The organism is Paraburkholderia bannensis NBRC 103871, from assembly GCF_000685015.1.
In the GTDB taxonomy this organism is placed as follows: Bacteria; Pseudomonadota; Gammaproteobacteria; order Burkholderiales; family Burkholderiaceae; genus Paraburkholderia; species Paraburkholderia bannensis.
The window spans coordinates 83,680-109,214 of record NZ_BAYA01000014.1 but is presented as its reverse complement, the minus strand read 5'-3'; the positions used below and the strand labels follow the sequence as shown (position 1 = coordinate 109,214).

General features: G+C 65.7%; 22 protein-coding genes. 4 read left to right on the top strand and 18 right to left on the bottom strand.

What is annotated here, in order from left to right; all coding sequences use genetic code 11:
• Positions 1-112: 112 nt before the first annotated feature.
• The 14 genes from BBA01S_RS21580 to BBA01S_RS45495 all read right to left on the bottom strand — a co-directional run bounded on the left by BBA01S_RS21580 (position 113) and on the right by BBA01S_RS45495 (position 14,219).
• Positions 113-859, bottom strand: coding sequence for a DUF2968 domain-containing protein (locus BBA01S_RS21580; protein ID WP_027818274.1), 747 nt, complete (start codon positions 857-859; stop codon positions 113-115).
• A 55-nt stretch (positions 860-914) separates the two neighbouring features.
• Positions 915-2,303 (bottom strand): sigma 54-interacting transcriptional regulator, encoded by a 1,389-nt coding sequence (locus tag BBA01S_RS21575; RefSeq protein WP_027818273.1) that lies wholly within the window; start codon positions 2,301-2,303, stop codon positions 915-917.
• A gap of 9 nt (positions 2,304-2,312) precedes the next feature.
• Entirely contained in the window at positions 2,313-4,241 is a 1,929-nt protein-coding gene (locus BBA01S_RS21570) for a TadG family pilus assembly protein (protein ID WP_027818272.1), read from the bottom strand.
• A 1-nt stretch (position 4,242) separates the two neighbouring features.
• A complete protein-coding gene (locus BBA01S_RS21565) occupies positions 4,243-4,593 on the bottom strand; it encodes a DUF3613 domain-containing protein (protein ID WP_027818271.1) in 351 nt (116 codons plus the stop codon).
• Between the two features lie 44 nt (positions 4,594-4,637).
• Positions 4,638-5,519, bottom strand: coding sequence for a tetratricopeptide repeat protein (locus BBA01S_RS21560; RefSeq protein ID WP_027818270.1), 882 nt, complete (start codon positions 5,517-5,519; stop codon positions 4,638-4,640).
• Positions 5,520-5,559: 40 nt separating this feature from the next.
• On the bottom strand, positions 5,560-6,594 hold the full coding sequence (locus BBA01S_RS21555; RefSeq protein WP_027818269.1) for a type II secretion system F family protein: 1,035 nt from the start codon (positions 6,592-6,594) through the stop codon (positions 5,560-5,562).
• Entirely contained in the window at positions 6,591-7,676 is a 1,086-nt protein-coding gene (locus BBA01S_RS21550) for a type II secretion system F family protein (RefSeq protein WP_027818268.1), read from the bottom strand. The genes BBA01S_RS21555 and BBA01S_RS21550 overlap by 4 nt, the downstream gene beginning before the upstream one ends.
• Positions 7,669-9,009 carry a CpaF family protein gene (locus BBA01S_RS21545; RefSeq protein WP_027818267.1) on the bottom strand — a complete coding sequence of 447 codons (1,341 nt, stop codon included), beginning with the start codon at positions 9,007-9,009 and terminating at the stop codon, positions 7,669-7,671. Before BBA01S_RS21545 ends, BBA01S_RS21550 begins: the two co-directional genes overlap by 8 nt.
• 3 nt (positions 9,010-9,012) lie before the next feature.
• Positions 9,013-10,251 carry a P-loop NTPase family protein gene (locus BBA01S_RS21540; RefSeq protein ID WP_027818266.1) on the bottom strand — a complete coding sequence of 413 codons (1,239 nt, stop codon included), beginning with the start codon at positions 10,249-10,251 and terminating at the stop codon, positions 9,013-9,015.
• Between the two features lie 108 nt (positions 10,252-10,359).
• A complete protein-coding gene (locus BBA01S_RS21535; RefSeq protein ID WP_042297653.1) occupies positions 10,360-11,799 on the bottom strand; it encodes a type II and III secretion system protein family protein in 1,440 nt (479 codons plus the stop codon).
• A gap of 55 nt (positions 11,800-11,854) precedes the next feature.
• On the bottom strand, positions 11,855-12,805 hold the full coding sequence (gene cpaB, locus BBA01S_RS21530) for a Flp pilus assembly protein CpaB (RefSeq protein ID WP_027818264.1): 951 nt from the start codon (positions 12,803-12,805) through the stop codon (positions 11,855-11,857).
• Between the two features lie 91 nt (positions 12,806-12,896).
• Entirely contained in the window at positions 12,897-13,397 is a 501-nt protein-coding gene (locus BBA01S_RS21525; RefSeq protein ID WP_042297652.1) for a TadE/TadG family type IV pilus assembly protein, read from the bottom strand.
• Positions 13,394-13,894 carry an A24 family peptidase gene (locus tag BBA01S_RS21520; RefSeq protein ID WP_027818262.1) on the bottom strand — a complete coding sequence of 167 codons (501 nt, stop codon included), beginning with the start codon at positions 13,892-13,894 and terminating at the stop codon, positions 13,394-13,396. Before BBA01S_RS21520 ends, BBA01S_RS21525 begins: the two co-directional genes overlap by 4 nt.
• Positions 13,895-14,027: 133 nt before the next feature.
• Entirely contained in the window at positions 14,028-14,219 is a 192-nt protein-coding gene (locus BBA01S_RS45495; RefSeq protein WP_027818261.1) for a Flp family type IVb pilin, read from the bottom strand.
• A 698-nt stretch (positions 14,220-14,917) separates the two neighbouring features.
• Here BBA01S_RS45495 and BBA01S_RS21505 point away from each other — a divergent pair.
• From BBA01S_RS21505 to BBA01S_RS21490, 4 genes are all read left to right on the top strand, one after another.
• Positions 14,918-16,525, top strand: coding sequence for a collagen-like triple helix repeat-containing protein (locus tag BBA01S_RS21505; RefSeq protein WP_027818260.1), 1,608 nt, complete (start codon positions 14,918-14,920; stop codon positions 16,523-16,525).
• Positions 16,526-16,608: 83 nt separating this feature from the next.
• Entirely contained in the window at positions 16,609-18,117 is a 1,509-nt protein-coding gene (locus BBA01S_RS42105; RefSeq protein ID WP_042297650.1) for a collagen-like triple helix repeat-containing protein, read from the top strand.
• Between the two features lie 236 nt (positions 18,118-18,353).
• Positions 18,354-20,072, top strand: a complete 1,719-nt coding sequence (locus tag BBA01S_RS21495; protein ID WP_027818259.1) for a ShlB/FhaC/HecB family hemolysin secretion/activation protein — start codon at positions 18,354-18,356, stop codon at positions 20,070-20,072.
• 200 nt (positions 20,073-20,272) lie between these two features.
• The gene (locus tag BBA01S_RS21490; RefSeq protein ID WP_042297649.1) at positions 20,273-20,746 is read left to right on the top strand and encodes a DUF2147 domain-containing protein; all 474 of its coding nucleotides are present in this window, start codon (positions 20,273-20,275) and stop codon (positions 20,744-20,746) included.
• 105 nt (positions 20,747-20,851) lie between these two features.
• On the opposite strand, the gene BBA01S_RS21485 is transcribed toward BBA01S_RS21490, so the two are convergent.
• From BBA01S_RS21485 to odhB, 4 genes are all read right to left on the bottom strand, one after another.
• The gene (locus BBA01S_RS21485; RefSeq protein WP_027818257.1) at positions 20,852-21,307 is read right to left on the bottom strand and encodes a transposase; all 456 of its coding nucleotides are present in this window, start codon (positions 21,305-21,307) and stop codon (positions 20,852-20,854) included.
• A gap of 143 nt (positions 21,308-21,450) precedes the next feature.
• Positions 21,451-22,548 (bottom strand): cell division protein ZapE, encoded by a 1,098-nt coding sequence (gene zapE, locus BBA01S_RS21480; RefSeq protein WP_027818256.1) that lies wholly within the window; start codon positions 22,546-22,548, stop codon positions 21,451-21,453.
• 129 nt (positions 22,549-22,677) lie between these two features.
• Positions 22,678-24,108: a dihydrolipoyl dehydrogenase gene (gene lpdA / locus BBA01S_RS21475; RefSeq protein WP_027818255.1), complete on the bottom strand. Its 1,431-nt coding sequence runs from the start codon at positions 24,106-24,108 to the stop codon at positions 22,678-22,680.
• A 124-nt stretch (positions 24,109-24,232) separates the two neighbouring features.
• A complete protein-coding gene (odhB, locus tag BBA01S_RS21470) occupies positions 24,233-25,507 on the bottom strand; it encodes a 2-oxoglutarate dehydrogenase complex dihydrolipoyllysine-residue succinyltransferase (protein ID WP_027818254.1) in 1,275 nt (424 codons plus the stop codon).
• Positions 25,508-25,535 lie beyond the last annotated feature (28 nt).

The window sequence follows — 25,535 nt, the reverse complement described above, 5'->3', positions numbered from 1 at the left end:
TGCTGATCCAGCGGCCAGCCTCGCGACAGAAAAGACAAAGCAGAAATGACAAAAGGCGGCGCGTCGTGTCGACGCCCGCCTTTGCAGGGTTTGCTGCTTGTCCGTGCGAACGTTAGCGAATCGGCAGGCCGCCTTCCACCTGGCGTTGCAGGTCGCGCACCTGGCGTTGCACCGCACGCAGTTGATCCTGCGCCGCGGCCTTCTCGACCTGCAGGGCATTCGCCTGGTCGCGCGTCTGCTTCTGCTGGCTCGCGACAATCGCCTGCTGCTGTTGCGCCACCTGGAGATCGGCTTGCAGACGGTTCGCGTGATCCTGCGTGAGCGCGATCATGCGGTTCGTGAATGCCTTCTGCGCATCGAGACGCGTACGGCGGATCTCGACGTCCGAAAGCTGCAGCGTCTTCTGCACGAAGTCGCGGTAGATCAGCTCGGCGCGCGTTTCATCGCTCGTCTTGATGACGCGCCAGAACGTCTTGTTCTGGAACAGCGCCACGTAGTACGTCATTTCCTTGCCGTAGAACAGCAGGCTCGCGCCATAGGTGCCGTTGTAAGTCGTGCGCAGCTCATTGAGCTCCGAGCCGCGGATCATCTGCTGAAGCTCCGCCACATTGCCGGCGGCGCTTTGCTGCGCCTCGTCCGGCGTGAGCGCAGTGGGTGTGCCCGGCAGAGGCTGTGCCGCCGCAGCGGTCGGAGCCTGCTGCACGGCTGCGCCCTGATCCTGCGCGGCAACCGTGCCCGCCTGTGCCGCTGCGTTCGCCGCTGCGCTGTCCGGCAGCGGTTGAGCGCAACCGGTTTCGACACCCCCGATCAACAAAAGCGCGGCCAACGCGACTTGTCGAACTCTCCACTTGTAGTCCATGAAGTCCCTGTTTTGAACAGTTCTATTTTTACGATTTTACAAATCGGCACAATTATTACTCACTTTCGCCGGTTGCGGGTTCCTCGTCGAAAATTTGGTACTTCCGTATCTTTTCCCACAACACTTTTCGGCTAATTCCGAGGAATTGGGCCGTATCTTTGCGACGCCAACCGTTTGCGTCGAGCGCAGAGAGCAAACGGCCACGTTCGGCCATGTCCCATTTGCTGCGGTCAACGACGGGCGCTGCGGGCTCCGCCGCGACCGCTTGCGCGCCGCCTGATCCGGCCAGCAAACGACGCAGCCGGGTGGCGTCCCAGCTGCCCATCTGGCGCACCGTCACCCCCACCCGTTCGGCCAGGTTGCGCAGCTCGCGCACGTTGCCGGGAAAGCGCATCGCCGCCACGGAGTCCGCCAGCCAGTAAGGCAGTTCGGACAACGCCTCCAGACGCTCCTCGCCCACCACGGTCGACACGAACGCCTTGAAGAGCGCGATCTTGTCCACCGCGCCGCGCTCCTCCAGCGACGGTACGCTCAGCTCGATCACCGCAAGCCGGTAGTAAAGGTCGGCGCGGAAGTTGCCTTCCTTCACGTACTGCGGCAGATGGCGGTTGGACGCTGCGACCAGGCGGAAATCCACCTTCAGCGGCGTGGACGAACCAATGCGCGTGACCGTGCCGTCTTCCAGCACGCGCAGCAGCTTGACCTGCTGATAGAGCGGCAGGTCGCCGATTTCGTCGAGGAACAGCGTGCCGCCGTCGGCCTGCTCGAAATAGCCCTTGTGCGCGACCGCCGCGCCCGTGAACGAGCCCTTCGCATGGCCGAAGAACAGCGACTCGAACAGGCCGTCCGGAATCGCGCCGCAGTTGACCGCGACGAAGGGGCCAGTGCCGTAGCGATTGTTCTTGCGATGCAAAAGCTCGGCGATGCGCTCCTTGCCGGTGCCAGTCTCGCCGTGCACGAGCACGGTGGTCTCGCAATCGGCGAAGGTGTCCACTTCCTTGAGCAGCGCGCGCATGGTGTCGGACTCGGCGACCAGCACGTCGGCGCCCGCGGTCTGCGCGGAGTGCGCGCGCAGCTGGATCACGAGCTTGGAGACGAGCCCGCGCAACTCGGCGCAGGTGAAGTCGAGCGGCAGGATGTGCGAGTACTCGGCGGGATACGAGGCCGGGTCGTTGTCGCGCGGCGCGGCGCCGACCCAGATCACGGGCATGCCGTGGGTGGCCTGCCAGTCGCGCAGCGCGAGCGCGCCCGTATCGATCACGCTCACGCTGACGACGGCGATCGACGCGCGCGCGGCAATGCGCTGCGGCGAGATCGCCGTGTCGTCGGCGCGGATCACTTCGACGTCGAGGCTCGCCATGCAGCGCGCGACGCGCTCGACGATGTCGGCTTTGCCTTCCCAGACGTAGAGGTCGAGTTCCTCGATGGCATTGGTGGTACGCATCGTATCTTCTTATTTGACGAGTGTTGCGACGCCGCAGGCGAGCGGGTAGTCGGTCACGGTAGCGACGCCGATCTGGACGCCGAGCAGTTGCAGCAAGGGGCCGATCAAGACGGTGTCGAGGCCGCTGAGTATCGGAGCGAGCGTGGACAGCACGCCGGTAATGATGGGCATGATCACCGGCGACAACGCACTGAGAATCGTCTGAACCAGCAGGGTCAATACGGCGCCGAGTCCGGTCTGGGGAAGCACCTGGATCTGCAGGCCGCCAGCCGTCAACTGGCCGATCTGCGTTACGGCCGATTGCAGCGTGTTGTTCAGCACCGCGCCGATCTGGTTCGAGTTGACCGAGTTGCCAGCGAGCGGGTTGCCATAACCATCGAAGGCGAGCGTCGACGAGGCGGCGTTGACCACCGGCACCGCAATGGTCTGCGCCGTGACCGAGGCGATGTTCAGCGTGCCCAGCGGCAAGCCCGTGTTCAGGCTCACGTTGGCGACCGACCAGGTCGAGTTCGGACATTGAAAGCCGCTGACGGTACTGGTGGTGTAACCCGCGGCGAGCGGCGTGCCGATGCAGACATTGGCGATGCCGGTCTGGACGCCGATCACCTGGGTGCTGGCTGCTTTGGTGGCGGCACATTGCGCGGACTTCAACCAGGCCTGCCCCGGCGCCACGAGGACATAGAACGGTATCTGCACCGTCAGGCCGATGATGCTGCCGACGATGGGCACGTTCTGCGTCGAGATCCCGGCGTTCACGGCCAGCAGGATCTGCGCGGTCTGCGCCATCGTCCGCCACTTCGTTGTCCCCGCAACATAGCCCGGCTCGCCCGCCGCCATCGTGGGCGGCGAGATCACCTGCAAGGTCACGCTGGCGCTCACCGGGAGGACACTACCCAGGCCGCTCATGTTGCTCAGGTCAAGGTTGACCGAGATCGGCGACTTACCCGCCGCCGCGATCTCCGCGCCGACGATCAGCATTTGAAGCACGTTCACCGTGGCGTCGGCGGCGTATTGCGCATTGGCGACGCCCAGTTGCAACAGCGCCTGCGAACCGTCGATCGACGCAACCTTGATCTGGTTGAGCGAGCCTTGCGGCGCGAGCGCGGCAATCACCGAGAGCGCGTTCTGCGCCGCCGAGACATCCGCAGTCAGCGCACTATCCTTCGTCAAGGCGCTGGCCAGAATGGACGCAAGCCCAGGGTTGCTCGTAGAGTTCCCCGTCAGCGACGTCTGCAACGCGAGCAGGCCGTCGTACGTTCCCGCATTGGTCGCCACCGCCGCCAGATCCGAAACCTTGATGTAGGCATTGGCCAAACCCTGCCACGACACCGCATCGATGTTCACCGACGTGCCGCCCAGCAGCGCGCTCAACATGCCGTTGAGCAGATTCACCTGCGCGAGCGACGTCCCCACCTGGAAGCTGCCGATGACCGACGCCTTGGCCGTCGCGCTCGCCGTCAGCGTGCGCTTTGGGCCGACGAAGAAGTACGGCGCGACTTTCGATACCGTCACCTGCACGCCGTTGAGCGGCGGCGTCGGACTGGCGGTCACGAAGCTCATCGCGCCGCTGCTGTTCGAGTCCCAGCGGCCGCACTGCACCGCGAGCGTGTTGGTCGTGCCGCTGACACTGAAGCCATTGCTGGCCGCGTTCGCCTGTGCGGTCGCGAGCGGCTGGACGCACTGGTCGTCCATCTGCTGCACGGCTGCGAGCGCCGCAAGATCGGCGACATTCTGCAGGGCGCGTTTGGACAGATAGAGATTCGCCACGTCGAGCACGCCCAGCGCCGCCACGGCCGCGACGAGCCCGATCGCCGCGACCGCCGCGAACGAGCCGCGCTGACGCTGGGCGCGACCCTGCGGGAACGCACCCCAGCGCCATGCCCGTCGTTTGCGCGCAGCCGTCGCTTCGGAAGCAGAACGGCGAGGAAGCCAGGCCATCTCAGTAAGCGCCGCCGCCCGACGATCCCGACCCGCTGCCGCCGCCCTGGGCGCCGCCGGACTGCATCGTCGATCCGAAGCTGGCCGGAATGGCCGTGTCGAAGGACTTCATGTAGCGCTGCCAGGCGTAGCCCGCTTCGGCGCCGAGCATCGGCAGCTCGGGCGCGGACTGGGCGTTGCTGCGCTGGAGTTCGAGCCATGCCTGGGTCGAATGGCCGATTTCGGTGTCGGGCACGCTGGCGCTTTGCGCCCGGGCGGCAGGCATCATGGCGAGCGCGAGCGCCGCGGCCGCAAACATCGCCTTGCCGAGTCGTGCCGCGAACAACGTATTCTCAATGTGGTTTGTTTTCATCGTCTCTCCCCGTATGGCGCGGGCGTGCCGACGCGCGGACATCTTCATTGCGCGAATCGGTCTACCAGACGCGGCTGGACATCGCTGCCCGGCCAGCTACCCTGCGAACTCGCCAGCGCGCGCGGCGCCGGTATGGCGGCGATCTTCGCGACGCGCTGCGCCTGCTGTTGCATCGTTTCGCGCTGCTGCGCGACTTCGCGCGCACGCTGCACATCGCGTACCTTCTGCGCATCGCTCATGACCGCCGCCCGCGCGGCGGCAGGCAAACCTTGCTGCGCCATCATCGATTGCGCATCGGCATCGCTGCCGCTCGCCTCGAACAGCAGCGCCACGTTCGCGACGATCTTCGCGTTATGCGGATCCAGTTCGAGCGCCTTGAGCAACGGCACGCGCGCCTGCGCCACGTCGCCGTCGCGCAGCAGCGCATAGCCGAGATCGGACAGCGTGGTCGCGTCGGTCGGGTCGAGCACCGACGCTTCATCGAGCTCCTGCGCGGCCTTGCGGAAATCGCCCGCTCCGCCCGCCAGCAAACCGAGGCCGCGATGACCCCGCGCCGCCAGCGGCGTGTCGAGCAGCTGCGTGTAACACGCGGCGCTCGCGCCCGCCTGGCCGGTCGCGCGCAAGGCGTCTGCGCGCAGCACGATCGAATCGGGCGTCTTGCCGTACTGGCGTTCGAACGCGTCGATGTGCGCGAGCGACGCGTAATAGAGCCCTTCCGCCTGCATCCGGGAAATCAGCCCGAGGTACATGCTGGGCGTGTCCGGCGTCGAATCCTTGCTGGTCGCCGCGCGCATCTGCATCTCGGCCTGCGCCTGCGCGCCGACGCCATACCCTTGCGGCGTGCCGCACGCGGCCAGCGACGCGGCTACGCCGACGCAGCCCGCCACGGCGCGCGCGCGACGCGTCAAAACAGTGAAATTCTTCATGATGATTCCGGCCGTATTCATGGCATTCCGACGTTGGGCCTCAACGATGAATCTGCGAAAGCGAATGCAGGACGGCGATGATGCCGGGGCCTGCGGTGACGATCAGCAGCGCGGGCAAGAGCGTCACCACCATCACGCCAGTCATGCGCACCGTCATCTTGCCGATGCGCTCGCGCAGCGTGGCGCGACGCACATCGCGCAGCCGGTCGCCGAACTGCTTGAGCGGTTCCTGCACCGCCCCACCGTGTTTATCGACCTGCACGAGCAGGCGGATGACCGCGCGCAGATCCTCGTTTTCATAGGTCGACGCCATCCGCTGCAGCGACTGTTCGCGCGTGCGGCCTGTCACGAACTGACGCTGCGCGATTTCCATTTCGCCCGCCAGCACCGGCAGCACGAGGCGAAACTCATTGATCAGCACTTGCAGGCTCTGGTCGAGCGACAGACCGACGCCTTGCAGCAGACGCAGCAGGTCGACGAGCATCGGCAATTCGTCGGCGACCGATTCGAGACGCGCGTGCGCACGTCGCCCAATGAACACCTTCGGCAAGAAAAAGCCCAGCAGCAAGCCGATCGCGCCAAAGAGCACGGGCTTGTCGTCGTGCGCGAAGGCGTACCACATGCCCAGGCAGGCGACGATAAATGCGCAGGCGAGCCGAATGATGCAGTACAGGCCGCGCGCGCGCGGATCAACGTAACCGCATTGTTCGATCAGGCGACGGTCTTCATCGGCGACGACCAGCTTGCCGAACGGCGAGTCGAGCCAGCGCACGCCGCGAGTGCCGAGCGCGTCGATCATGCCTGGCAATCCTGATCGCTTGCGTACGCCGGGAGGCGTGTCGACGCTGCCGTTGGCGGACTGCGCGGCGTTGCCGACTTGCGTGGAGCGGCCCGCATTCGCCGGCGCTGCCGCTGCACCTGTCGACGCTTGAGCCACCGTGCGCGCCATGGCCTGTTCGAGCGTGCGCGTACTCTTGCGCGCCGCCACGATGCGCTGGCAAGCCAATGCCGCAAGCAGCGCAACACCGAGCGCCGCTAGCAGCAGTGCGAACACTTCGAGCGTGTCCGGGCTCATAGCACCCCCTTGAGGCGCGTGAGGCGATGCAGCAGGAACGCGCCGCACACCTGCAGGCCCGCCGCCAGGTAGACCAGCTTGCGCCCGCCATCGTCGTTCCACATCGAGCCGAAATACACCGGGTTCGTCGCGATGAGAAAGCCGGCAATGCCCAGCGGCAACACGGCGAGCACCCAGGCCGAGAGGCGCGTTTCGGCCGACATCGCCGTCAGTTCGCGCTGCGCCTGTTCGAGATCGCGCATGAAGGTCGCCATGCGTTCGAGCATCACGTCGGCGCGTCCGCCGTAGCGCACGGAAAGGCGCAGCACCGCGCCCACCAGTTCGAGTTCCCTGGTGCGATAGACCTGCGACACCTGATGCAGCGCGCGATCGATTTCGACGCCGGAGCGCAGCATGCGCGAAACATGATCGAGACACTCGCGCAGCGGCGCTTCGGTCGTCAGCAGCGCTGCCTGGAACGCGGCGGGCACGCTGTTGCCGAGCACGATCAGGCGCACGATGCCATCCAGGAACGACGGCAATTGCGTCACGAGCCGCTGGCGACGCCGTTGCATGCGCAACGACAGCGCAAACGCGACGCTGGCCACCACGGCCACCAGCATCGCGATGGCCGCCGCCGCGCCGGCGAGTATGAAGGCCCACAACGTCAGCGCAAGCGCGAGGAAGCCGATGAAGGCGAGCGGCTTGCGCGCATCGACGATGCCCGCGCGGCTCAGGGTGTGCTGGAACGCGAGCGCCAGCCGCAAGCGCCAGCGCTGCAAGGTCGAGGCCGGGGCAGCATTCGCCGCGGCGCCGTTCGCGACCGCCCCGCCGCGCGTCGATGCACTGCCGCCGACATACGCCGCGCGCATGGCGTCGTTCCTCGGCGCGACACCTTGTCCGGCCGAACCGCCGAAGCCGCCCGCACCGAGCGCACCCACGGACGCACCCGCCGCCCCCTGGCTGGCAGCCGCCACCCTGCTGTCGACGAAGCGCGACACGCGCTCGCGCGACGTGCGCTGCTGCGCACGCTGCCAGAGCATCAGCCCGCCGCCCGCGCACAGCAGCGCGAGCCCTGCGGCGAGCACGAGCAGGCTAGACATTGAATCCTCCATCACGCCCGCCGCCGAAGCCAAAATTCGACGATGCCGACACGGCCTGGCGGAAGCGCGCCAGCTTGGGCGAATGCGGATGGATGCCGAGCGAATCCCAGCGGTCGACTTCTTCGCCGTCGGGCGTCATGGCGGGCTCGTAGCGATATAGCTCCTGGGTCGCGATGATATTGTCGGCGAGGCCCGTTACTTCGGTAACCGAAAGAATCCGGCGGCGTCCGTTGGACAGCCGGCCGATCTGCACGATGAAGTCGATTGCGTTGGCGATCTGGCGGCGCAGGCTGCTTTCGGTGCCCTGAAAACCCGCGAAGCCCGCGAGCATTTCCAGCCGATAGAGGCATTCGCGCGGCGACGACGCGTGCACCGTCGCCATCGAGCCATCGTGGCCGGTGTTCATCGCCTGCAGCATTTCGAGCACTTCGCCGCCGCGCACTTCGCCCACGATGATGCGGTCGGGGCGCATCCGCAGCGTGTTGCGCAACAGGTCGCGGATCGTCACCACGCCCACGCCGTCGAAGCCGCCCGGGCGGGTTTCGAGGCGCACGACGTGCGGGTGATTGAGCGAAAGCTCGGCCGTGTCCTCGATCGTCACGACGCGCTCGACATCGGGAATGTAGAAGGCCAGCGCGTTGAGCAGCGAGGTCTTGCCCGAACTCGTGCCGCCCGACACCAGGATATTGCAGCGCGCCTGCACCGCCGCTTCGAACAGCGCGCCGATCTCGGTGCCGAAGGTGCCGTTGCTGACCAGATCGTCGGGACGCAGCGGGTCTTTGCGGAACTTGCGGATCGAGACGATCGGGCCCGCCAGCGACAGCGGTTCGATCACCACGTTGATACGGCCGCCGTCGGGCAGGCGCGCATCGACCATCGGATTCGATTCGTCCAGACGCCGGCCAATGGGCGCGAGAATGCGCCGTACGATCCGCAGCAGATGCGCGTTGTCGGAAAAGCGCACGGGGATCTTGGCGAGAATGCCGTGCCGCGACACGTACACGTCGTTATAGCCGTTGATCAGGATGTCTTCGACGGCCGGGTCGCCCAGCAGATCCTCGATCGGCCCGAAGCCCGCGAGCTCCTTGGTGAGCGCCTCGGCAATCGCGCGCACCTCGCTTTCGTTGATCGGGATGTGGCGCAGCCGCACGAAACTGTCAATTTCCAGATCGACGAACTGGTTGATCGCGTGACGCGACCAGCGGCCAAATTCAGCGCCCAGTTCCTCGATCCGCGTGAGCAGGTGCTCGTGCGCCGCGTTCTTGATGTCCTGGAACTGCTGGCTATGCGCGAACAGCGGCGCGTCGTCGGCAAACTCGATGTTATCCGCCATGGTCTACGAACGCTTCGATGAGTGAGGGAAAAGACCGCGCAACGGACGCCGCAGCGCGTCCAGCTTGTTGGGCGTGCGCGAGCGCATGCCGTCGAGTTGCTGCGCGAGCGCTTCCAGCGCGCGCACATAAGGATCGCGCGGCGCGCTGTCCACCAGCAGTTGGCCGCGATTGGCGGCCTGGCACAGCGCCACGCGGCGCGCGGGCAATGCCCCGGCGAGATCGATGCCCAGGCGCTCGGCGATCTGCGCGGCGCTCAGGTCGATTTCCGCTTCGTACTGGTTGAGCACGAGGCGCAGATGATCGTTCTCCACCCCGGCTTCGCGCAGCATTTCGAGCTGACGCGACGCCGCGACGATCGACGCGACGCTCTGGTCGCAGACGAGCCAGACCTGATCGGCGCTTTGCGCAACTTCGGCGACGAATTCGCTGTTGCTGAAGCCGCCCATGTCGACGAGCTGCTGGTCGAAAAACGCGCGCAGACGCGTGAGCAGCGCCACCGCCGACTGAAACGACACTTCGCGGAACGCGCTGAGATCGGCGGGCAGCGTGGTGAGCGCAAGACCGCTTTCGTGACGCGCGAGCGCCGTATGCACGAAGGTCTGGTCGAAACGGTTCAGGTTGCGCACGGCGTCGACGAAATTGAAGCCGTTGTCCGCGTTGAGCAGCAGCGCGCCGTCGCCCGCAGGCAAGCCAAGGTCGAGCAGCGCGGCGTGGCGATTGGTCGGTGCGCCCTTGCGCGCGAGCATCGCCCCGAGACTGGCGGCCAGCGTCGTCACGCCCATGCCCGCACGCGCACCGAGCAGCACCGTGAGGCGGCCATGGCGGCTCACGGGCTCGACGCGGTTGTCGAGCACCTGCTTGACGATTCTTAAGGCATCCTCACCGTCTCCGGCTACGTCGACGAAATCGCGTACGCCGGCGCGCAGCGCGGACAGCGCGCTTTCCGGCTCGCTGAGCGTGCCGAGCGCGACCACCTGCAAGCCGGGAAAGGCAGCGTGCGCCGCAGCGGCCACCGCGCTCGCGATGGCGCCGCGCCCCTGAGAAAAGTCCACCAGCAGCAGCGATGGCATGTGCTGGGAAATACGCTGCGCGACCAGCGCGGGATCGAGCGCGACCGACTCGACCTTGCCTGCCGGAAAGAGCGTCTGCGCCAGCCAGCGCGTGTGTGCGTCATTCGCCGAAGCGAAGACGAACGAATCCGCCACGGTGGATTGATTCATCAAGTGCGCTCTCGCATTCATCACAGGCTCCCGTCAGCCTTTGCGAGCGCGGTTGCGCTGCAAAAGCCATGTGAATCAGTGGTGATCGGCGCAGGCACTCAGGCTTGCGCTGCGATCTCCTGCGTTACTTCAAGGCGAAAATCCCGGCACCGGCTCACGTGCAGCCGCTCCGCCCAGCAGCGAGCGCCATACCGGCGCGTTGCGCTGTTCGGACAGCTCGCCCGGCGTCGTCGGCAGCTTCGCGTCCTTCGCGAGCGGCGACACCAGATGCGGCGTGACCACGATCACCAGTTCCTTCTCGTTCTGCTGGTAACTCAACTGCTTGAAGAAGGCGCCGATCACCGGCAGGTCGCCCAGCAGCGGCACCTTGTTCACATTCGACGCCGTCTCGCGATCGATCAGGCCGCCAATCACGAAGCTTTCGCCATCGCCGAGTTCGACGGTCGTTTCGGTACGCCGCGTCGTGATCGCGGGCACCGACACGCCGCTGATCGTCACGGCATTGGAGTAGTCGAGCTGGCTCGCCTCCGGCGCGACCTTCAGCGCAATGCGCTGCGGCGAAAGCACCGTCGGCGTGAGCGAAAGGCCAATGCCATAGGGCTTGTACTCGATCGAGGTCGAGCCAAGCGCCTGGGGCACCGGCACTGGAATCTCGCCGCCCGCGAGGAAGCTCGCGCTCTGGCCCGAGAGCGCGACGAGCGTCGGCTCGGCCAGCACGCGCGCGAGGTTGTTCGTCTCCATCAGGCTCAGGTCGGCAAACAGGCCATGCGACGCCGACGAGAACACCAGGTTGAACGCCGACGCGATCGGCAGGCCTGCCGTCACCGAAGAACCCGTCGAACCGGTGCTCGACGAGGTGATCGACGTCGGCGTAAACGAGCCGAACGAAAAGCCGTTGTTCTGGCGGAAAAAGTTAAAGCCGATTTCCTTGAGCACGGTACGGCTGAATTCCACCACCCGTACATCGACCTGGACGACCGCGCGCGTTGCAATCGTCGAGTTGTCGAGCACCGTTGCGTCGCCGCCGCCCGCGTCCTGGGCGCCCTTGCCACCGCCGCCCCCCTTGGCGCTGCCGCCCCTGCCGCTTGCGCCCACCGAGCCCTCGGCCGCCGCGACGGCGCGCTGATGCTGCTCCATGGTCGCGGCGCTGCCGGTAATGATCGCGGTGCCGCCCAGCACCTTCACGTCGGGCGTGCCGGGGCCCAGCAGCGCGCGCGCCGCATTGGTCGTCACGTTGACGGTGAAAGTCCGCTGCACGCCGCTCTCCCACACCATCACATTGGTTGTGCCCGCACCTTTACCGACGAGCAGCAGTCCACCGCGCCGGTCGCCGCGAATGACCAGTACATCGGCCACCGACGGATCGCCGACGGCGACGCGCGTAAGCGTGCCCATCACCGGCAACGTGCGCTGTTCGCCCACCGCGATGTCGAAGCTCGACGGCAGCGGCTCCTGCGCAACGCCGGCGCGCGCAGGCGGCGCAGCCCAACCGGGCAAAGTGGCAAGTGCGAGACCGCCGGCGCAAGCGGACGCGGCCACCGCCACGGCGAGTTTCCTCGTTATCGTCATCGTGTTCCTGCTTCTCTCGTAGGCAGCCGCGTCATGCGCGGTGCTCTTTTTTCACTTACCAGGCGACCGTCTCGGCTCGCCCACCCCGTATCACTTCCAGTCCACCGCGTGCGGGCGCGCCCACCGGATGCGGTGCGGCCTGCACGACCGGCTTCGGTGCGCTGCCGCTGTTGCTGCCGCCCGCCAGTTGGTCGAGCGCGATACCGGCGGCCGCGCGCGTCGTCCCATCCGGTTGCGCCTTCGACACCACCTTGAGAACACCGGGCTGCGGGCCAAATGCGTCCGGATCGACCTGCTCGTCGTCAGTCGGATTACGCAGCGCGAGGATCAGCTGTCCCTGGCTTTGCGCGAGCGAAAGCCGGTCAACCTGGGTGACGGGCACGGCCAGCACCGCGGTGCGCGGCACCGCGTTTTGCGTGCCGAAGTTCGTCGTGCGCTGTGAGCCCGCCGCACCATCGTCGGCCTGCGCGCCGAATACGAGTACACGCGCCTTCGAAATCAGCAGACGCGCCTGGGTGCGCCCCACCTCCCCCGTTCCTGCGCCTGCGCCATTGCCATCGCGGCGCAGCGTGAAAAACACGTCCACATAGTTGCCCGCGTGCAGGTGGTTGCCCACCGCGTTGGTCTCATCGACGCGAACGGCCACGGCGCGCTCACCCGGCGCCAGACTCGCCGCGAGGCTGGACGAGAGCTGCTGGTCGAGCACCGGCGTATCGGCGGCGATATCGGCGAGCGGCACGCGGCCTGCCACCAGCGCGCTGTCGTTCACGGAACCAATCGGATGGATCGGCAGCGGCTGCACCCTCAGCGCGTCTGCGGGAATCGGCTGGCCGGCGGGCAGCGTGCGCGTCGCCACGACGACCGGCGTGAGCGCTTGCGTGCTGCTTACCGGCTGCACGGCCGGTTGCGGCGCCGGCGCGCGGCGCGCGAGCATGACCGCGAACAGGCCGAGCACGAGCGCGGCGGCAATCAGGAGTCCTGCGGCAATTTTTGTCAGGTTGGCCATCAACGATGATTCCGGATGCGTACAGGATGCACGCCACGCGACGCGCGCGGCGAGCGAAGCAGTAAATGGGCGGCGATGTTGGGCGCAGTCATCACAGGATGTTCACCGGATCGATCTGCACCGTGGCCTGACCGGTTAGCCAGGTCGGCGCAAGCAGGTTCATCAATGGCAAGGGCGGCACGAGCGGGTTCGCCTTCCATCCGTAAGACAGCGTGATCTGCACGCAGTCCATGGCGGCGTTGTCGGAGCATCCAGCCGGCGCGGTGCTGACAGTCTGGTTGCATGTCGGCGGCTGCGTGAGCCAGCTCACGACCGCAAGCGCGCGCGCGCAAGCCGCCGTGCCGCGGCTGGTAAGCGCCCCCGAGACGGTCGTCGCGTTCTGGTAGACCAGCGCCGCACGTGCGCCTTCAGCGGCGGCTGAAGTCAAGCTGTGCTGCACGAGAAACATCATGCTGTACATCACGATCCCGTAGAGAATCGCGAAGAAAAGCGGGAACGCAAGCGCGAACTCGATGGCGGCCACGCCGCGCTGACGGTCGCGACGCGCGCCGCTTCCCTTGCGCACCAGACGATTGGACGCATGCGTCTTCATCGCAGGCCTCCGGTCATCGCCTGGAACGCAAGCCATCCGAGTGCGGGCGCCATGAGGCAGGCGGCGAAAGGCGTTCCGCGCCACCCTCCCGGCGCCACATCATTAGTTTGGCGTCCTACAAATACTTGCGATCGCATGCGCAGTACGATCAGCCTGACGAGTGCATGAGCGAGCGCGGCGATGCTCGCGACAATCCACAGATCGAGCAGCGGCTGCATTCCACACCACGCGCCGAGCACCGCGAAGACCTTCACGTCGCCCGCGCCCATCATGCCGAGCACGAAGAAAGGCATGAGTGCGGCCAGCCCCACCGCCGCCGCGGCAAGCGAGGAGAACAGGCTGAGATGGGCGGGCCCCGCGTGCATGAACGATGCCGCGAGCGCGACGCACAGACCGGCGCCGACCAGCTTGTTTGGCACGCGACGTGCGCGGCAGTCGCAGACGGCAACGGTCACCGCCCACGCGACAAACGCGAGGCTGAAGATCAATGAGGTCATCGCGGATAGACGTGCAGCCACACCACGCGTGCCGGATCAACGGCGCACGTGAAGCGCAACTGCTACGTTTAACTGAATGAATTGGCGTGATCGCCAACTGCGATCGCGCCGCGCGTCATTCGTCCTGCCAGCGTTACGCCGACGAGATCTGCGACGTGATGTACGTAAAGACCTGGTCAAGCTGGGTTCCGAGCTTGCCCACACTCACGGCGATGACAACGGCAATGAGCCCGGCGATGAGCCCATATTCCAGCGCAGTGACCCCGTCTTCCGACTTCAAGAAATGCTTCAACAGCTTGTTCATTTTCGGCCCTCTCTCTTTTATAGCGCTCTCACGCTGTTCTGCATCGACGCCTGCGTATGCCGCTTGGATTGCGTCGACACATCCGGTCCACGGACTCATGACAGTCCGCCAACAACGATGGCCGAATCGTAAGCATTCCCCTCGGACTTGCCAACGTGCAGCTCTGTTTTGTGTTGTTTTGTGCCCAGTGCGTTTTTTATAGCGTAACCGAATTCGTTACGCAATCGTTCGTTACGCAACGGACGGGACGTAACATCATTATCGGCATATGCGTTTTAACTCTGACTCCGGATAAACCATTACCCAAACTATTCAGGAGTCGCAAACCATTTCCACCTCAAACGTTTTCACGCATAAAAACGCGTGAGCACGCAGCACCGCGCGTTTCGCGGCAATTCGATGCGTATGCAATTTCCCATTTCGCATAAGCACTCGCATCGTTACCCCCTGCGTTCGTAACACCACGCGCGCCACGTTACGTGACGTAACGCACGTCACGCTGTCACCCCACGTTTTATATCGTCTTATTCGTTCGACGAAACGATCGGGCAAAGGCTTGTCGCGCCTTGATTAGACGAAACCCTCCACGCTTTAAAACTGTTGTTTTTCGTGTGCGATTTCGAATTGGCACAGCTGTTGCAGTGTAGGTGGCGCAGGTCTGACAAACCGAGCACACAACACATAGACAACACACACACCATACGAGACGAGGGCACACCATGAACAACCACAACATCGCGCAGGCGGTACGCCTCACGGCCATTGCGGCCACCATCGCGACGCTGCTTTCCCTGACCGCCTGCGGCGGTTCGGGATCGCTCAGCAGCGGCACCGGCAGTGGCGGCGCGCTGCAAACGAGCGGCGGCACGAGCGGCGACGGCAGCGGCTCAAGCGGTTCGAGCGGCAGCACCAGCGGCAGCACGACCACGAGCGACAGCGGCACGGGCTCCGGCACCACCACCGCCGACAACGGCAGCGGCAGCACCAGCGGCACCGGTACGGGCAGCGGCGACGGCAGCGGCAACACGAGTGGCAGCGGCAGCGGCTCGACCACCGGCGACAACGGCAGCGGCGGCAGCGGGAACGGCAGCGGCAGTGGTAGCGGCAGTGGCAGCGGCAGCGGTTCGGCCACCGCCGCGAATGCAGTCGGCCAGGTCGTGCACACGTCCAGCACGGTCGTCGGCGATGTGGGTTCGACGGTATCGGGTCTGGGCAGCACGATCGCTTCGCAATCGGTGCCCGGCGTAAGTTCGCAAACGACGCAAGCCGCGGGCGGCATCGTGCAGAACGTCGGCAACGCCGTCTCGACGCTCGGCAGCGGTCTCGCAAACGGTCTTGGCCAGCTCGGCGCAACGAGCGACCCGGTCGGCACCACGCTCTCCAGCACGGGCGGCGTCGTGGCCGACGCGGGCAAGGCGGTCAGCAGCACGGGGGCGCTCGTCACGAGCCTCGGCAGCGGCCCGCTCGCTCCGCTTGCCGCCGTCACCACGCCGCTGGGCACGGCCGTCAGCACGCTCGGCACCGCCGTCACGAACGCCGGCAGCACGCTCACCACCGCGCTTTCGACCGGCCCGGTGCAACAGGTCACGCAGACGCTCAGCTCGGCCATCACGCCGATCACTTCGGTGGTCGCCAACACCACGCAAACGGTCGGCACGGCAACGGGTCTGGGCGCGCCAGTCGCAGGTCTGCTGCAGACGCTCGGCGGCGGCCTGCAAAAAGGCGGCGCGCTCGTCGCGCAATCGGGCGGCTCGAACCCCGTCACGACCGGCGTAGGCAACCTCGTCGCCGATACGGGCAAGACGGTCGCCACCGCCGGCAACCTGCTGACGGGCAGCACCTCGGGCAGCGGCACGAATCCGGTCACGGGCCTGCTGGGCAGCCTCACGGGTGGCCTGACGGGCGCTTCGACTGGCGGCGCGGCAATCGGCATCGGCGCAGGCGTCGGCGTGGCAGCGACGTCGGGCGGCAGCAACCCGCTCGCACCGGTGACGGGCGCACTGACGACGGCAACCAGCGCGCTGACCTCGGCAACCGGCGGCAGCACCGGCGCGCTCGCTCCGGTCACGGGCCTCGTGAGCGGCGTCGTCGGCGCGGTCACGAGCACGGTCAACAGCGTCGGCACGGCAGGCGGCTCGATCGTCGCTGGCGCAGGTATCGCAGCAGGCGCGAAGTCCACCAGCACGTCCAGCTCATCGAGCAGCACGAGCACGACGCCGGCGCTTTCGCTCAGTTCCTTGACGGGCGGCACCTCGGGCAGCGGCACGACTGGCCCGCTCGCCGGCCTCACTTCGCTCGTAGGCGGCCTGCTCGGCGCCAAGAAGTAATCCCGGCAACCGGCTCACTAGTCGACCCACTAATCGGCCCACTACACCGTTCAAGCGTCCCCATTCGATCAGGAGACAGCGTCATGTCCAGCCGCATCTACACGCTTCAAAACAAGCTTAAATCGGCGCAACGCGCCAGCGAATCGACCAACGCAACCAGCGCGAGCGCCACGCTCGTACGCACCCTGCGCCTGAGCGCGCTTGCCGCAGCCGTGGCGTGCAGCGTCGCCGCCTGCGGTGGCAGCAGCTACACGCCGCCCTCGGCTTCGACGGGTTCGGACGGCAGCAGCGGCACCGGCACCAGCACGACCGGCTCGACGAGCGGCGGCACCGGCACCAGCGGCTCGACCACGGGCGGATCGACGTCGGGCGGCAGCACCAGCGGCTCGACGGGCACGTCCGGCGTCGTCTCGACGGTCGCCAAGACCACCAGCGACCTGGGCAACGCGATCGGCTCCACCACCCTGCCCGGCGGCGTCAGCTCGCAGGTCACTTCGGGCCTCGGCCAGACGGTGTCGAGCACCGGAACCGTTGCGGGCGCACTCGCCGATGCAGTCTCGAACGGCCTCGGCCAGACCGGCTCGACGGCTAACCCGGTCGGCACGACCGTCGCAGGTCTCGGCAATGTCGTCAGCGCGACGAGCGGCGTAGTCCAGGGCGTCGCCACCACGGTCAACGGCCTCGGCAGCGGCCCGCTGTCGCCGCTGTCGCCGGTCACGACGCCGCTCGCCTCGGCGCTCGACACGACGGCCAACACCGTCAACGCCACGGGCCAGATGCTCGGCAATGCGCTGTCGTCGGCGCCGGTGCAGCAGATCACGCAGCCGCTCAGCACGGCGATCACGCCGATCGTCACCACGGCCGGCCTCGTCACGCAGCAAGTCGGCACCTCGACAGGCCTCGGCACGCCGGTTTCGGGTCTGCTCGCGCAAGTGGGCGGCGCGCTGCAAACGGCGGGCTCGAAAGTCTCGTCGACGGCGGGTGGATCGACGGCGGGCGGTGCACTCGGGCCGCTCTCGCCAGTCGGCGCGGACGTCGGCACGCTGGTCAGCGCGCTCGGCAACACCGTCACCAATGCAGGCGGCCTCGTGAATCCGAACGGTGCGAACGGCGCAGCGCCGATTCCCGGCCTGATCACGAGCCTCGTCGGCGGCAGCACGGCGCTGGTCGCCAGCGGCCCGCCGACCGGCGCAGCCGCCAATGGCCCGCTCGGCCCGCTCAACGCGGTGGTTGCGAGCCTCGGCCTGGGCAGCTCGCCGCTGGGCACCCTCACGGGCCTGACCGGCACCACCGGCGGCACGAGCGCGATCACGAGCGGCCTGTCGGGCGTGCCGGTGGTCGGCACGCTGCTCGCGGGCGTGGTCTCGACGGCGACTTCGGCGGCAGGCACCGCGACGTCGGCGACGGGCGGCACCTCGGGAACGAGCACGACGGCCAGCGGCACGGGCTCGCTGCTGCAGCCGGTCACGGTGATCGTCGGCACGGTCACGGGGGCGCTTGGCGCGACCGCGGGCAGCACGTCTTCAAGCAGTTCTGGCAGCACGAGTACATCGGGGGGACTACTGAGCGGCTTGCTTCATAAGCTGCCGTAGCGCGCGCAACAATCATCGGGCAACATGGGCGCTGCGTGGCGCGGGGGTCTGGAGAGAGACACCGCGCCACGACTGGCCCGGACAGGACAGGGACAGGTAGTACGTAGTCCGCAGGAACAATAAACACAGGCAATCAGGGAGCCACAGATCGCCGCAAAGGCGACAGAAAGAGGCGGCGCGCAACGGAGGTTTCAGGGAACCGCTGCGCGCCGTCCGACAAGTCCGAGGGTAGTCCGATGAAAGGCGCAGTCGCAGAATGGGCCGTGCTCGCCGCGTTGGGGGTGATGGCGGGCAGCGGCTTGACGGGGGTGGCAGTAGCACAACAAAGGCCGGCGTCGGGCGGTAATCCAGTAGCAGGGAACCCGCTCGACGCACTGCCTCAGGTCAACGCACCGCAGAAAGCGCCGAACGTCACGGTGCAGGTGCAACAGCAGACGCCGCAGTTGCAGCAGTTACTCGCAACGCATATCACGCCGACCAGTTTCAAGGTCGAGGGCGTGAAATCGATTCCGTTCGACGAGGTCGTGAAGCGATTCGCGCCGCTGGCGAACCACGACATCACGATTGGCCAGCTCATCGAGACGGCCAACGACGTGACGAAGCTCTATCAGGAGCGCGGCTATGCGCTCTCGTTCGCGTTCGTTCCCGCGCAGGATTTCGCGGGCGGCGTGGTGCGCATCACCGTCGTTGAAGGCTATGTGGGCGACGTGAAGGTGACGGGCAAGCCCGGCAAGCTCGAAGACAAGATGCGTGCGATCGCCGCGCATATCGTCGAAGACCGGCCGCTGCGCACCGCCACGTTCCAGCGCTATATCAACGTGCTGGGCTTGCTGCCGGGGCTCAAGGTGAAGGCCAATGTGCCGCCGCCCACGAACACGGACGGCGCGACCACGCTCGAACTCGACGCCACGCAAAAGCCTTATGACATCAGCACCGGGATCGACTTCAATCATCCCGGCGTGCAGGGCCTGCTCACGCTCACCGAAAACGGCCTGACACCGTTCGGCGAGCAACTGAGCGTGTCCGCGCTGCTGCCCAAGGGGCGCGACAACGTCACGTATCTGGCCGCGCACGCATCGGTGCCGATTGCGAGCGACGGCCTGATGGCGAAGGTCGATGCCTCGCACTATCGCGGCAACCCGACCGACAACCCCGGCCTGCCGAACTACGTCGAGCGCACCGTCATCAGCGACAAGATCACCGGCGCGCTGTCGTATCCGCTGCTGTTGAGCAATACGCGCAGCGTGGTGGGCACCGTGAGCGCCTACGCGACGCACGACGAAGACCGCTATCACAACACCATCAACGGCCTGCAATACGGGTTGAAGTCGCAGGTGCGCGTGATCCAGTTGCAGGCCGATTACACCGACGTGCAGACCGGCCAGGTGCGCAAGGCGAGCATCGCGGTGGCGAAGGCATTCAACATTCTTGGCGCGTCGAAGTCGGCCGATACCAATATTGCAGGCCTCACGCTGCAAAATCCGGCGTCGCTGAATTTCGTGCGCACCAACGCGTCCTTCTCGCAGAGCAACGAATGGCCGATGGGTTTCGGCACCACGGTGGCGGTGATCGGACAGTACAGCCCGGTTTCGCTGCCGACCTCCGAGCAGATTTCGTTCGGCGCGCAGCGCTTCGCGGCGGGCTATCAGCCGGGCGAAGCATCGGGCGATTCGGGCTGGGCGTATTCGCTCGAACTCAACCGCCCGTTCAAGATCGGCCAGGTGTGGCTGCAGACGTTCACGCCCTATGTGTCGTTCGATATGGCGCGCGTCTATCTGCATGCGGGCACGCCCTCGCCTTCGCGGCTGTCGTCGGCGTCGATTGGTTTCCGGCTGAGCGACGGGCGCTATTACAGCGTCGATCTTTCGGTGGCGAAGGCGCTTGCCGATGCGCCCGTCGAGAGCCCGTCGCGCAGTCCGCGCTTCAATGCGACGTTCTCCTATCAGCTCAATTGATCGCGCTATTCAAGCGAGCGCTTTGACAAGCGGGCACGCGCCGTGCGGTGCGCGGCCGTGCCCGCCGACTAGAGTTTCTCCTCGCAAACGCGCGCGGCGCTTTCGCGTATCCTGCCCTGACCGTCGTGCGCAGCAGTAGCTGGAAGGCACGGCGCGAAGCGGTTCATCACACATAGATAAACATCAGTGGAGGAAGACAGATGAAAGCATTCAACCCGACATTCAAGCGCGCGGCACGTCAAATCGCGCTCGCGGGCGCACTGCTCGGCGCGGTCGTGGCCGCGCACGCGCAAACGAATTCGCCCGTGGGCGTGTGGCAGACCATCGACGATCACACGGGCCAGCCGAAGGCGCTCGTGCAGATCAGCGACGACGGCAGCGGCGCGCTCTCCGGCAAGGTCATCAAGGGGCTGGGTGCGAACGACCAGCCCGATCGCCGTTGCACCGCCTGCACGGATTCGCGCAAGGATCAGTTGATCCTTGGCATGACGATCATCGACGGCATGAAGAAGACCGGCAACGAATGGGACGACGGCAACATCCTCGATCCGGAAAACGGCAAGATCTATCGCTGCAAGATGCACACCGAAGACGGCGGCCAGAAGCTGGTCGTGCGCGGTTATATGGGCATCTCGCTGCTGGGGCGCTCGCAGACCTGGGTGCGCCAGCAATAATGATTCGGACAACGATTTAACACCCCGAAAGCAAAGAGGCCGCCTTGTTGCAAGGCGGCCTCTTTGCTTATTGGTGCGCGACGTTATAGCGTGGTCATGCCGTATTCACGCCGTATGCCGATACACCGATCGATAACCCAGCGAAGGCGACACGCCTTGCGCCACGGCAGGACTGAACGGCGAATTACGCGGCGCGGCCTGCAGGCCTTCCTGCACGCGCGCGGCGGCTTTTTCCGCGCGGCTCAGATGCTTGCGCATACGGGCCTCGATCGTGTCGCACAGCACGACGCCCTCTTCGCCGAACAGCTCGGCCATCACGCGCTTGAGCACGCCGTCATCGTGCCACGCCTTGAAGCGCCGATGACAGGTTTGATACGAGGGATAGCGGCGCGGCATGGCCGACCAGGTGGCGCCGCTATACATGACCCACAGGACGCCGTTGAGCACCGAGCGGGTATTGGCAAGCGGACGCCCGCGCATTTCCGAGCGCGGACGCAACTCGGGCAGCAGCGGCATGACGCGCTGCCATTCTTCCTCGGTAATATCGCGATGGGGGGTCATGGTCTACTCCTTTGTCGGAAACGATCCTGACAAAAGATATCGACTTGACCCGGCGGCCCATATCAGACGAGTCCGAATCTTGAAAAAACGATTCGACGTCTATTTCGCGATGACGGGGACATTGCGCCCCCGCTCCGAACGACTCAGGTCAGCGTCGTGTCGACGATACGACGCGGCGTTTCCAGGTACTCTTTCGATTGCATTTCGACGATACGCGAGACCGTGCGCGTGAATTCGTTGGCCATCGGCCCTTCAGGATAGAGATCCTCGGGCGGCACCGCCGCCGACATCAGCAGCTTGACCTTGTGGTCGTAGAACACGTCGATGAGCCAGGTGAAGCGGCGCGCCTCGGAGGCCATGCGCGGCGTCATCTGTGGCACGTCCGACAGAATCACCGCATGGAAGCGGCTCGCCAGTTCGAGGTAGTCGTTCTGCGAGCGCGGGCCGCCGCACAGCGTGGCGAAGTCGAACCACACCACCCCGTCAGCCTTGCGCAATGCCTTGAGCTCGCGCTTTTCGATGCGCAGCAGCGGGCTTTCGTCGGGCACCGCGGCCAGCTCCGCGAACGAGTGGCGCAGCGCCTTGTCCGCCGCCGCGCCCAGCGGCGTGTGATAGACCTCGACCTGCGCGAGCGTGCGCTGGCGATAGTCGACTCCGGCATCGACGTTCAGGACATCGAGCTTTTCCTTGATGAGCGCGATCGCGGGCAACATGCGGTCGCGATGCAGGCCGTCCGGATAGAGCAGATCGGGATCGTAGTTGGAGGTCATCACGAACTGCACGCCGTTGGAGAACAGGCGGTCAAGCAGGCGATACAGAATCATCGCGTCCGCGATATCGGAGACGTGGAATTCGTCGAAACAGATCAGGCGATAGCGTTTGGCGATGCGACGCGCGAGTTCGTCGAGCGGATCGGCCTGGCCCTTCAGTTCTTCGAGTTCGCGATGCACTTCGCGCATGAATTCGTGGAAATGCAGACGCGTCTTGCGCTGCACCGGCACGACCGCATAGAAGCTGTCCATCAGGAAGCTCTTGCCGCGCCCGACGCCCCCCCACATGTACACGCCACGCGGCAGGTCGGGGCGATTGATCAGCTTCCAGAACGCGTTCGAGCGACGCGATTTGTACTCGACCCACTCGTCATAGCAGCGCTGCAGTCGATCGATGGCGACGCGTTGCGCCGCATCCGGCTTGTATCCCCGTTTCTGCAGTTCTGATTCGTAGTATTCGGTGACGTTCATTTCGTGGGCCACAAATGAGTAAAGGCGGAGCGGGTTTCGAACCCGTCCGCCTCTGTACGTGATGCAACTACCGCAAGGTATGTCAGGCCGGGCGCGGCCTTCACTGCACCGCCGCCCTGCCCTCATGCATTACATATTGAGCGCGCGCTTGTCGGTAGCGAGTGCCGCTTCGCGCATGACTTCGGACAGCGACGGGTGCGGATGGCAGATGCGGCCGAGGTCTTCGGCGGCAGCCTTGAATTCCATCGCCACCACGGCTTCCGCGATCAGATCCGATGCGTTCGCCGAGATGATGTGCACGCCGAGCAGCTCGTCGGTCTTCGCGTCGGCGATCATCTTCACAAAGCCATCGGCCTTGTTGATGCCCAGCGCGCGGCCGTTGGCCATGAACGGGAACTGGCCCGTCTTGATCTCGCGGCCTTCGGCCTTGAGCTGCTGTTCCGTCTTGCCGACCCATGCGATTTCCGGTTCGGTGTAGATCACCCACGGAATGCAGTTGTAGTCGATGTGCGGCTTCTGGCCGTCGATGATTTCGGCAACCAGCACGCCTTCGTCTTCGGCCTTGTGCGCGAGCATCGGGCCACGCACCACGTCGCCGATCGCGTACACGTTCGGCACTGCCGTTGCGCAGTGGTCGTCGATGTCGATGAAGCCACGCTCGTTGGTCTTCAGGCCGATGGCTTCGAGACCGAGGTTATCGGTGTTCGGCACGCGGCCAACCGACACGATCAGGCGGTCGGCTTCGAGCACCTGCGCGTTGCCGTCCTTGTCCGTGTAGTTGATCGTGACGTTCTTGTCGGTGGCCTTGACTTCGCCCACCTTCACGCCGACGTGAATGTCCAGACCCTGCTTCTTGAAGAGCTTCGCAGCTTCCTTCGAGAGCGCCTGGTCAGCGGCGCCGAGGAATTCCGGCAGCGCTTCGAGCACGGTCACTTCCGCGCCCAGACGGCGCCACACCGAACCCAGTTCCAGGCCGATCACGCCTGCGCCGATCACGGCCAGCTTCTTCGGCACCGAGTCGAACGAGAGCGCGCCTTCGTTGTCGGCGATGATCTTGTTGTCGACCGGCATGCCCGGCAGATGGCGAGCCTTCGAACCCGTGGCGATGATGACGTTCTTCGCCGTCACGACTTCGGTTTCGCCTTCGCCCGAGACTTCGATCTGCACGCCAGCGTCGTTCTTGCCGGTGAACTTGCCGTGGCCCTTGAGCCACGTGATCTTGTTCTTGCGGAACAGGAATTCGATGCCCTTCGTCATCTTCTCGACGATGGCTTCCTTGCGGCCGAGCATCTTCGACACGTCGATGCTCACGTCGCCCACGCTGATGCCGTGGTCGACCAGGTGGTGCTGGGCGTTCTCGAACTCTTCCGACGAAGCGAGCAGCGCCTTCGACGGGATGCAGCCGACGTTCAGGCAGGTGCCGCCGAGCTTCAGCGTGCCGGCCGGGTTCTTCCACTTTTCGATACAGGCAACCGACTTGCCGAGCTGAGCCGCGCGGATCGCCGCGATATAGCCGCCGGGGCCTGCGCCGATCACGACGACGTCAAATTCTTTGGACATGGTCATCCTTTCGATACGTGAGCGCGGCGCGCGGGCTCCGGCTTCCGGAAGCTGCGCGCGCGTCGCTCAGTGTGAGACTGGACGCGCGAGCGGGACGTGAGCCCCACTCGCGCTACATCGCGAATTACAGGTCGAGCAGCAGGCGAGCCGGATCTTCCAGCGCGTCCTTCATTGCGACCAGCGACAGGACGGCTTCGCGGCCGTCGATGATGCGGTGGTCGTACGACATCGCGAGGTAGTTCATCGGGCGAATCACGATCTGGCCGTTCTCCACCACTGCGCGTTCCTTGGTCGCGTGCACGCCCAGGATCGCCGACTGCGGCGGGTTGATGATCGGGGTCGACAGCATCGAGCCGAACACGCCGCCGTTCGAGATCGAGAACGTACCGCCCGTCATTTCTTCGATCGACAGCTTGCCGTCCTTGGCCTTCTGGCCGAATTCGGCGATCTTCTTCTCGATGTCGGCGAGGCTCATCTGGTCTGCGTTGCGCAGGATGGGCACCACCAGGCCGCGCGGCGAGCCGACAGCGATACCGATGTCGAAGTAGCCGTGGTAGACGATGTCGTTGCCGTCGATCGACGCGTTGACGAGCGGGAACTTCTTCAGCGCGTGAACAGCCGCCTTCACGAAGAACGACATGAAGCCGAGCTTCACGCCATGTTCCTTCTCGAACTTGTCCTTGTACTTGTTACGCAGGTCCATGACCGGCGCCATGTTCACTTCGTTGAACGTCGTGAGGATGGCGTTGGTTTGCTGCGACTCAAGCAGACGCTCGGCGATACGCGCACGCAGACGCGACATCGGCACGCGCTGTTCCGGACGGTCGTTGAGCCAGTTCGCAGCCGATGCCGGTGCGTTGACTTGCGGCAGCGCGGGCTTGCCAGCAGCCGGGCGAGCAGCCGGTGCCGCTGCGGGAGCCGCCTTCGGTGCGCCTGCGCCGAGCACGTCCTGCTTGGTGATGCGGCCGTCGCGGCCCGTGCCGGCGACGTCGCCGCCTGCCAGACCCTTCTCTGCCATCAGCTTGGTCGCTGCCGGCGATGCGATGTTGCTGCTCGACGTCGATGCAGCAGCAGCGGCCGGAGCAGCTGCCGGTGCAGCGGCGGGCGCTGCGGCCGGAGCGGCAGCGGCTGCGGGAGCTGCAGCGGCGCCAGCCTTGGCTTCCGTGTCGATCTTCGCGATGACCTGGTCGCTCGTGACGGTTGCGCCGTCGCCGATCAGGATTTCAGCCAGCACGCCGGCTGCCGGTGCGGGGACTTCGAGCACGACCTTGTCGGTTTCGATCTCGATGACGACTTCGTCCTGAGCGATCGCTTCGCCCGGCTTCTTCTTCCACTGCAGCATCGTGCCTTCCGACACCGACTCCGAAAACTGCGGGACCTTGACTTCAACAATAGCCATTTGATGTTCCTGAATACGTATCTGGGTA

Bases quoted from the DNA above. Each gene is read 5' to 3' on its own strand.
- BBA01S_RS21580 (WP_027818274.1), bottom strand. From the start codon at position 859: ATGGACTACAAGTGGAGAGTTCGACAAGTCGCGTTGGCCGCGCTTTTG.
- BBA01S_RS21575 (WP_027818273.1), bottom strand. From the start codon at position 2,303: ATGCGTACCACCAATGCCATCGAGGAACTCGACCTCTACGTCTGGGAA.
- BBA01S_RS21570 (WP_027818272.1), bottom strand. From the start codon at position 4,241: ATGGCCTGGCTTCCTCGCCGTTCTGCTTCCGAAGCGACGGCTGCGCGC.
- BBA01S_RS21565 (WP_027818271.1), bottom strand. From the start codon at position 4,593: ATGAAAACAAACCACATTGAGAATACGTTGTTCGCGGCACGACTCGGC.
- BBA01S_RS21560 (WP_027818270.1), bottom strand. From the start codon at position 5,519: ATGAAGAATTTCACTGTTTTGACGCGTCGCGCGCGCGCCGTGGCGGGC.
- BBA01S_RS21555 (WP_027818269.1), bottom strand. From the start codon at position 6,594: ATGAGCCCGGACACGCTCGAAGTGTTCGCACTGCTGCTAGCGGCGCTC.
- BBA01S_RS21550 (WP_027818268.1), bottom strand. From the start codon at position 7,676: ATGTCTAGCCTGCTCGTGCTCGCCGCAGGGCTCGCGCTGCTGTGCGCG.
- BBA01S_RS21545 (WP_027818267.1), bottom strand. From the start codon at position 9,009: ATGGCGGATAACATCGAGTTTGCCGACGACGCGCCGCTGTTCGCGCAT.
- BBA01S_RS21540 (WP_027818266.1), bottom strand. From the start codon at position 10,251: ATGAATGCGAGAGCGCACTTGATGAATCAATCCACCGTGGCGGATTCG.
- BBA01S_RS21535 (WP_042297653.1), bottom strand. From the start codon at position 11,799: ATGACGATAACGAGGAAACTCGCCGTGGCGGTGGCCGCGTCCGCTTGC.
- cpaB (WP_027818264.1), bottom strand. From the start codon at position 12,805: ATGGCCAACCTGACAAAAATTGCCGCAGGACTCCTGATTGCCGCCGCG.
- BBA01S_RS21525 (WP_042297652.1), bottom strand. From the start codon at position 13,397: ATGAAGACGCATGCGTCCAATCGTCTGGTGCGCAAGGGAAGCGGCGCG.
- BBA01S_RS21520 (WP_027818262.1), bottom strand. From the start codon at position 13,894: ATGACCTCATTGATCTTCAGCCTCGCGTTTGTCGCGTGGGCGGTGACC.
- BBA01S_RS21505 (WP_027818260.1), top strand. From the start codon at position 14,918: ATGAACAACCACAACATCGCGCAGGCGGTACGCCTCACGGCCATTGCG.
- BBA01S_RS42105 (WP_042297650.1), top strand. From the start codon at position 16,609: ATGTCCAGCCGCATCTACACGCTTCAAAACAAGCTTAAATCGGCGCAA.
- BBA01S_RS21495 (WP_027818259.1), top strand. From the start codon at position 18,354: ATGAAAGGCGCAGTCGCAGAATGGGCCGTGCTCGCCGCGTTGGGGGTG.
- BBA01S_RS21490 (WP_042297649.1), top strand. From the start codon at position 20,273: ATGAAAGCATTCAACCCGACATTCAAGCGCGCGGCACGTCAAATCGCG.
- BBA01S_RS21485 (WP_027818257.1), bottom strand. From the start codon at position 21,307: ATGACCCCCCATCGCGATATTACCGAGGAAGAATGGCAGCGCGTCATG.
- zapE (WP_027818256.1), bottom strand. From the start codon at position 22,548: ATGAACGTCACCGAATACTACGAATCAGAACTGCAGAAACGGGGATAC.
- lpdA (WP_027818255.1), bottom strand. From the start codon at position 24,108: ATGTCCAAAGAATTTGACGTCGTCGTGATCGGCGCAGGCCCCGGCGGC.
- odhB (WP_027818254.1), bottom strand. From the start codon at position 25,507: ATGGCTATTGTTGAAGTCAAGGTCCCGCAGTTTTCGGAGTCGGTGTCG.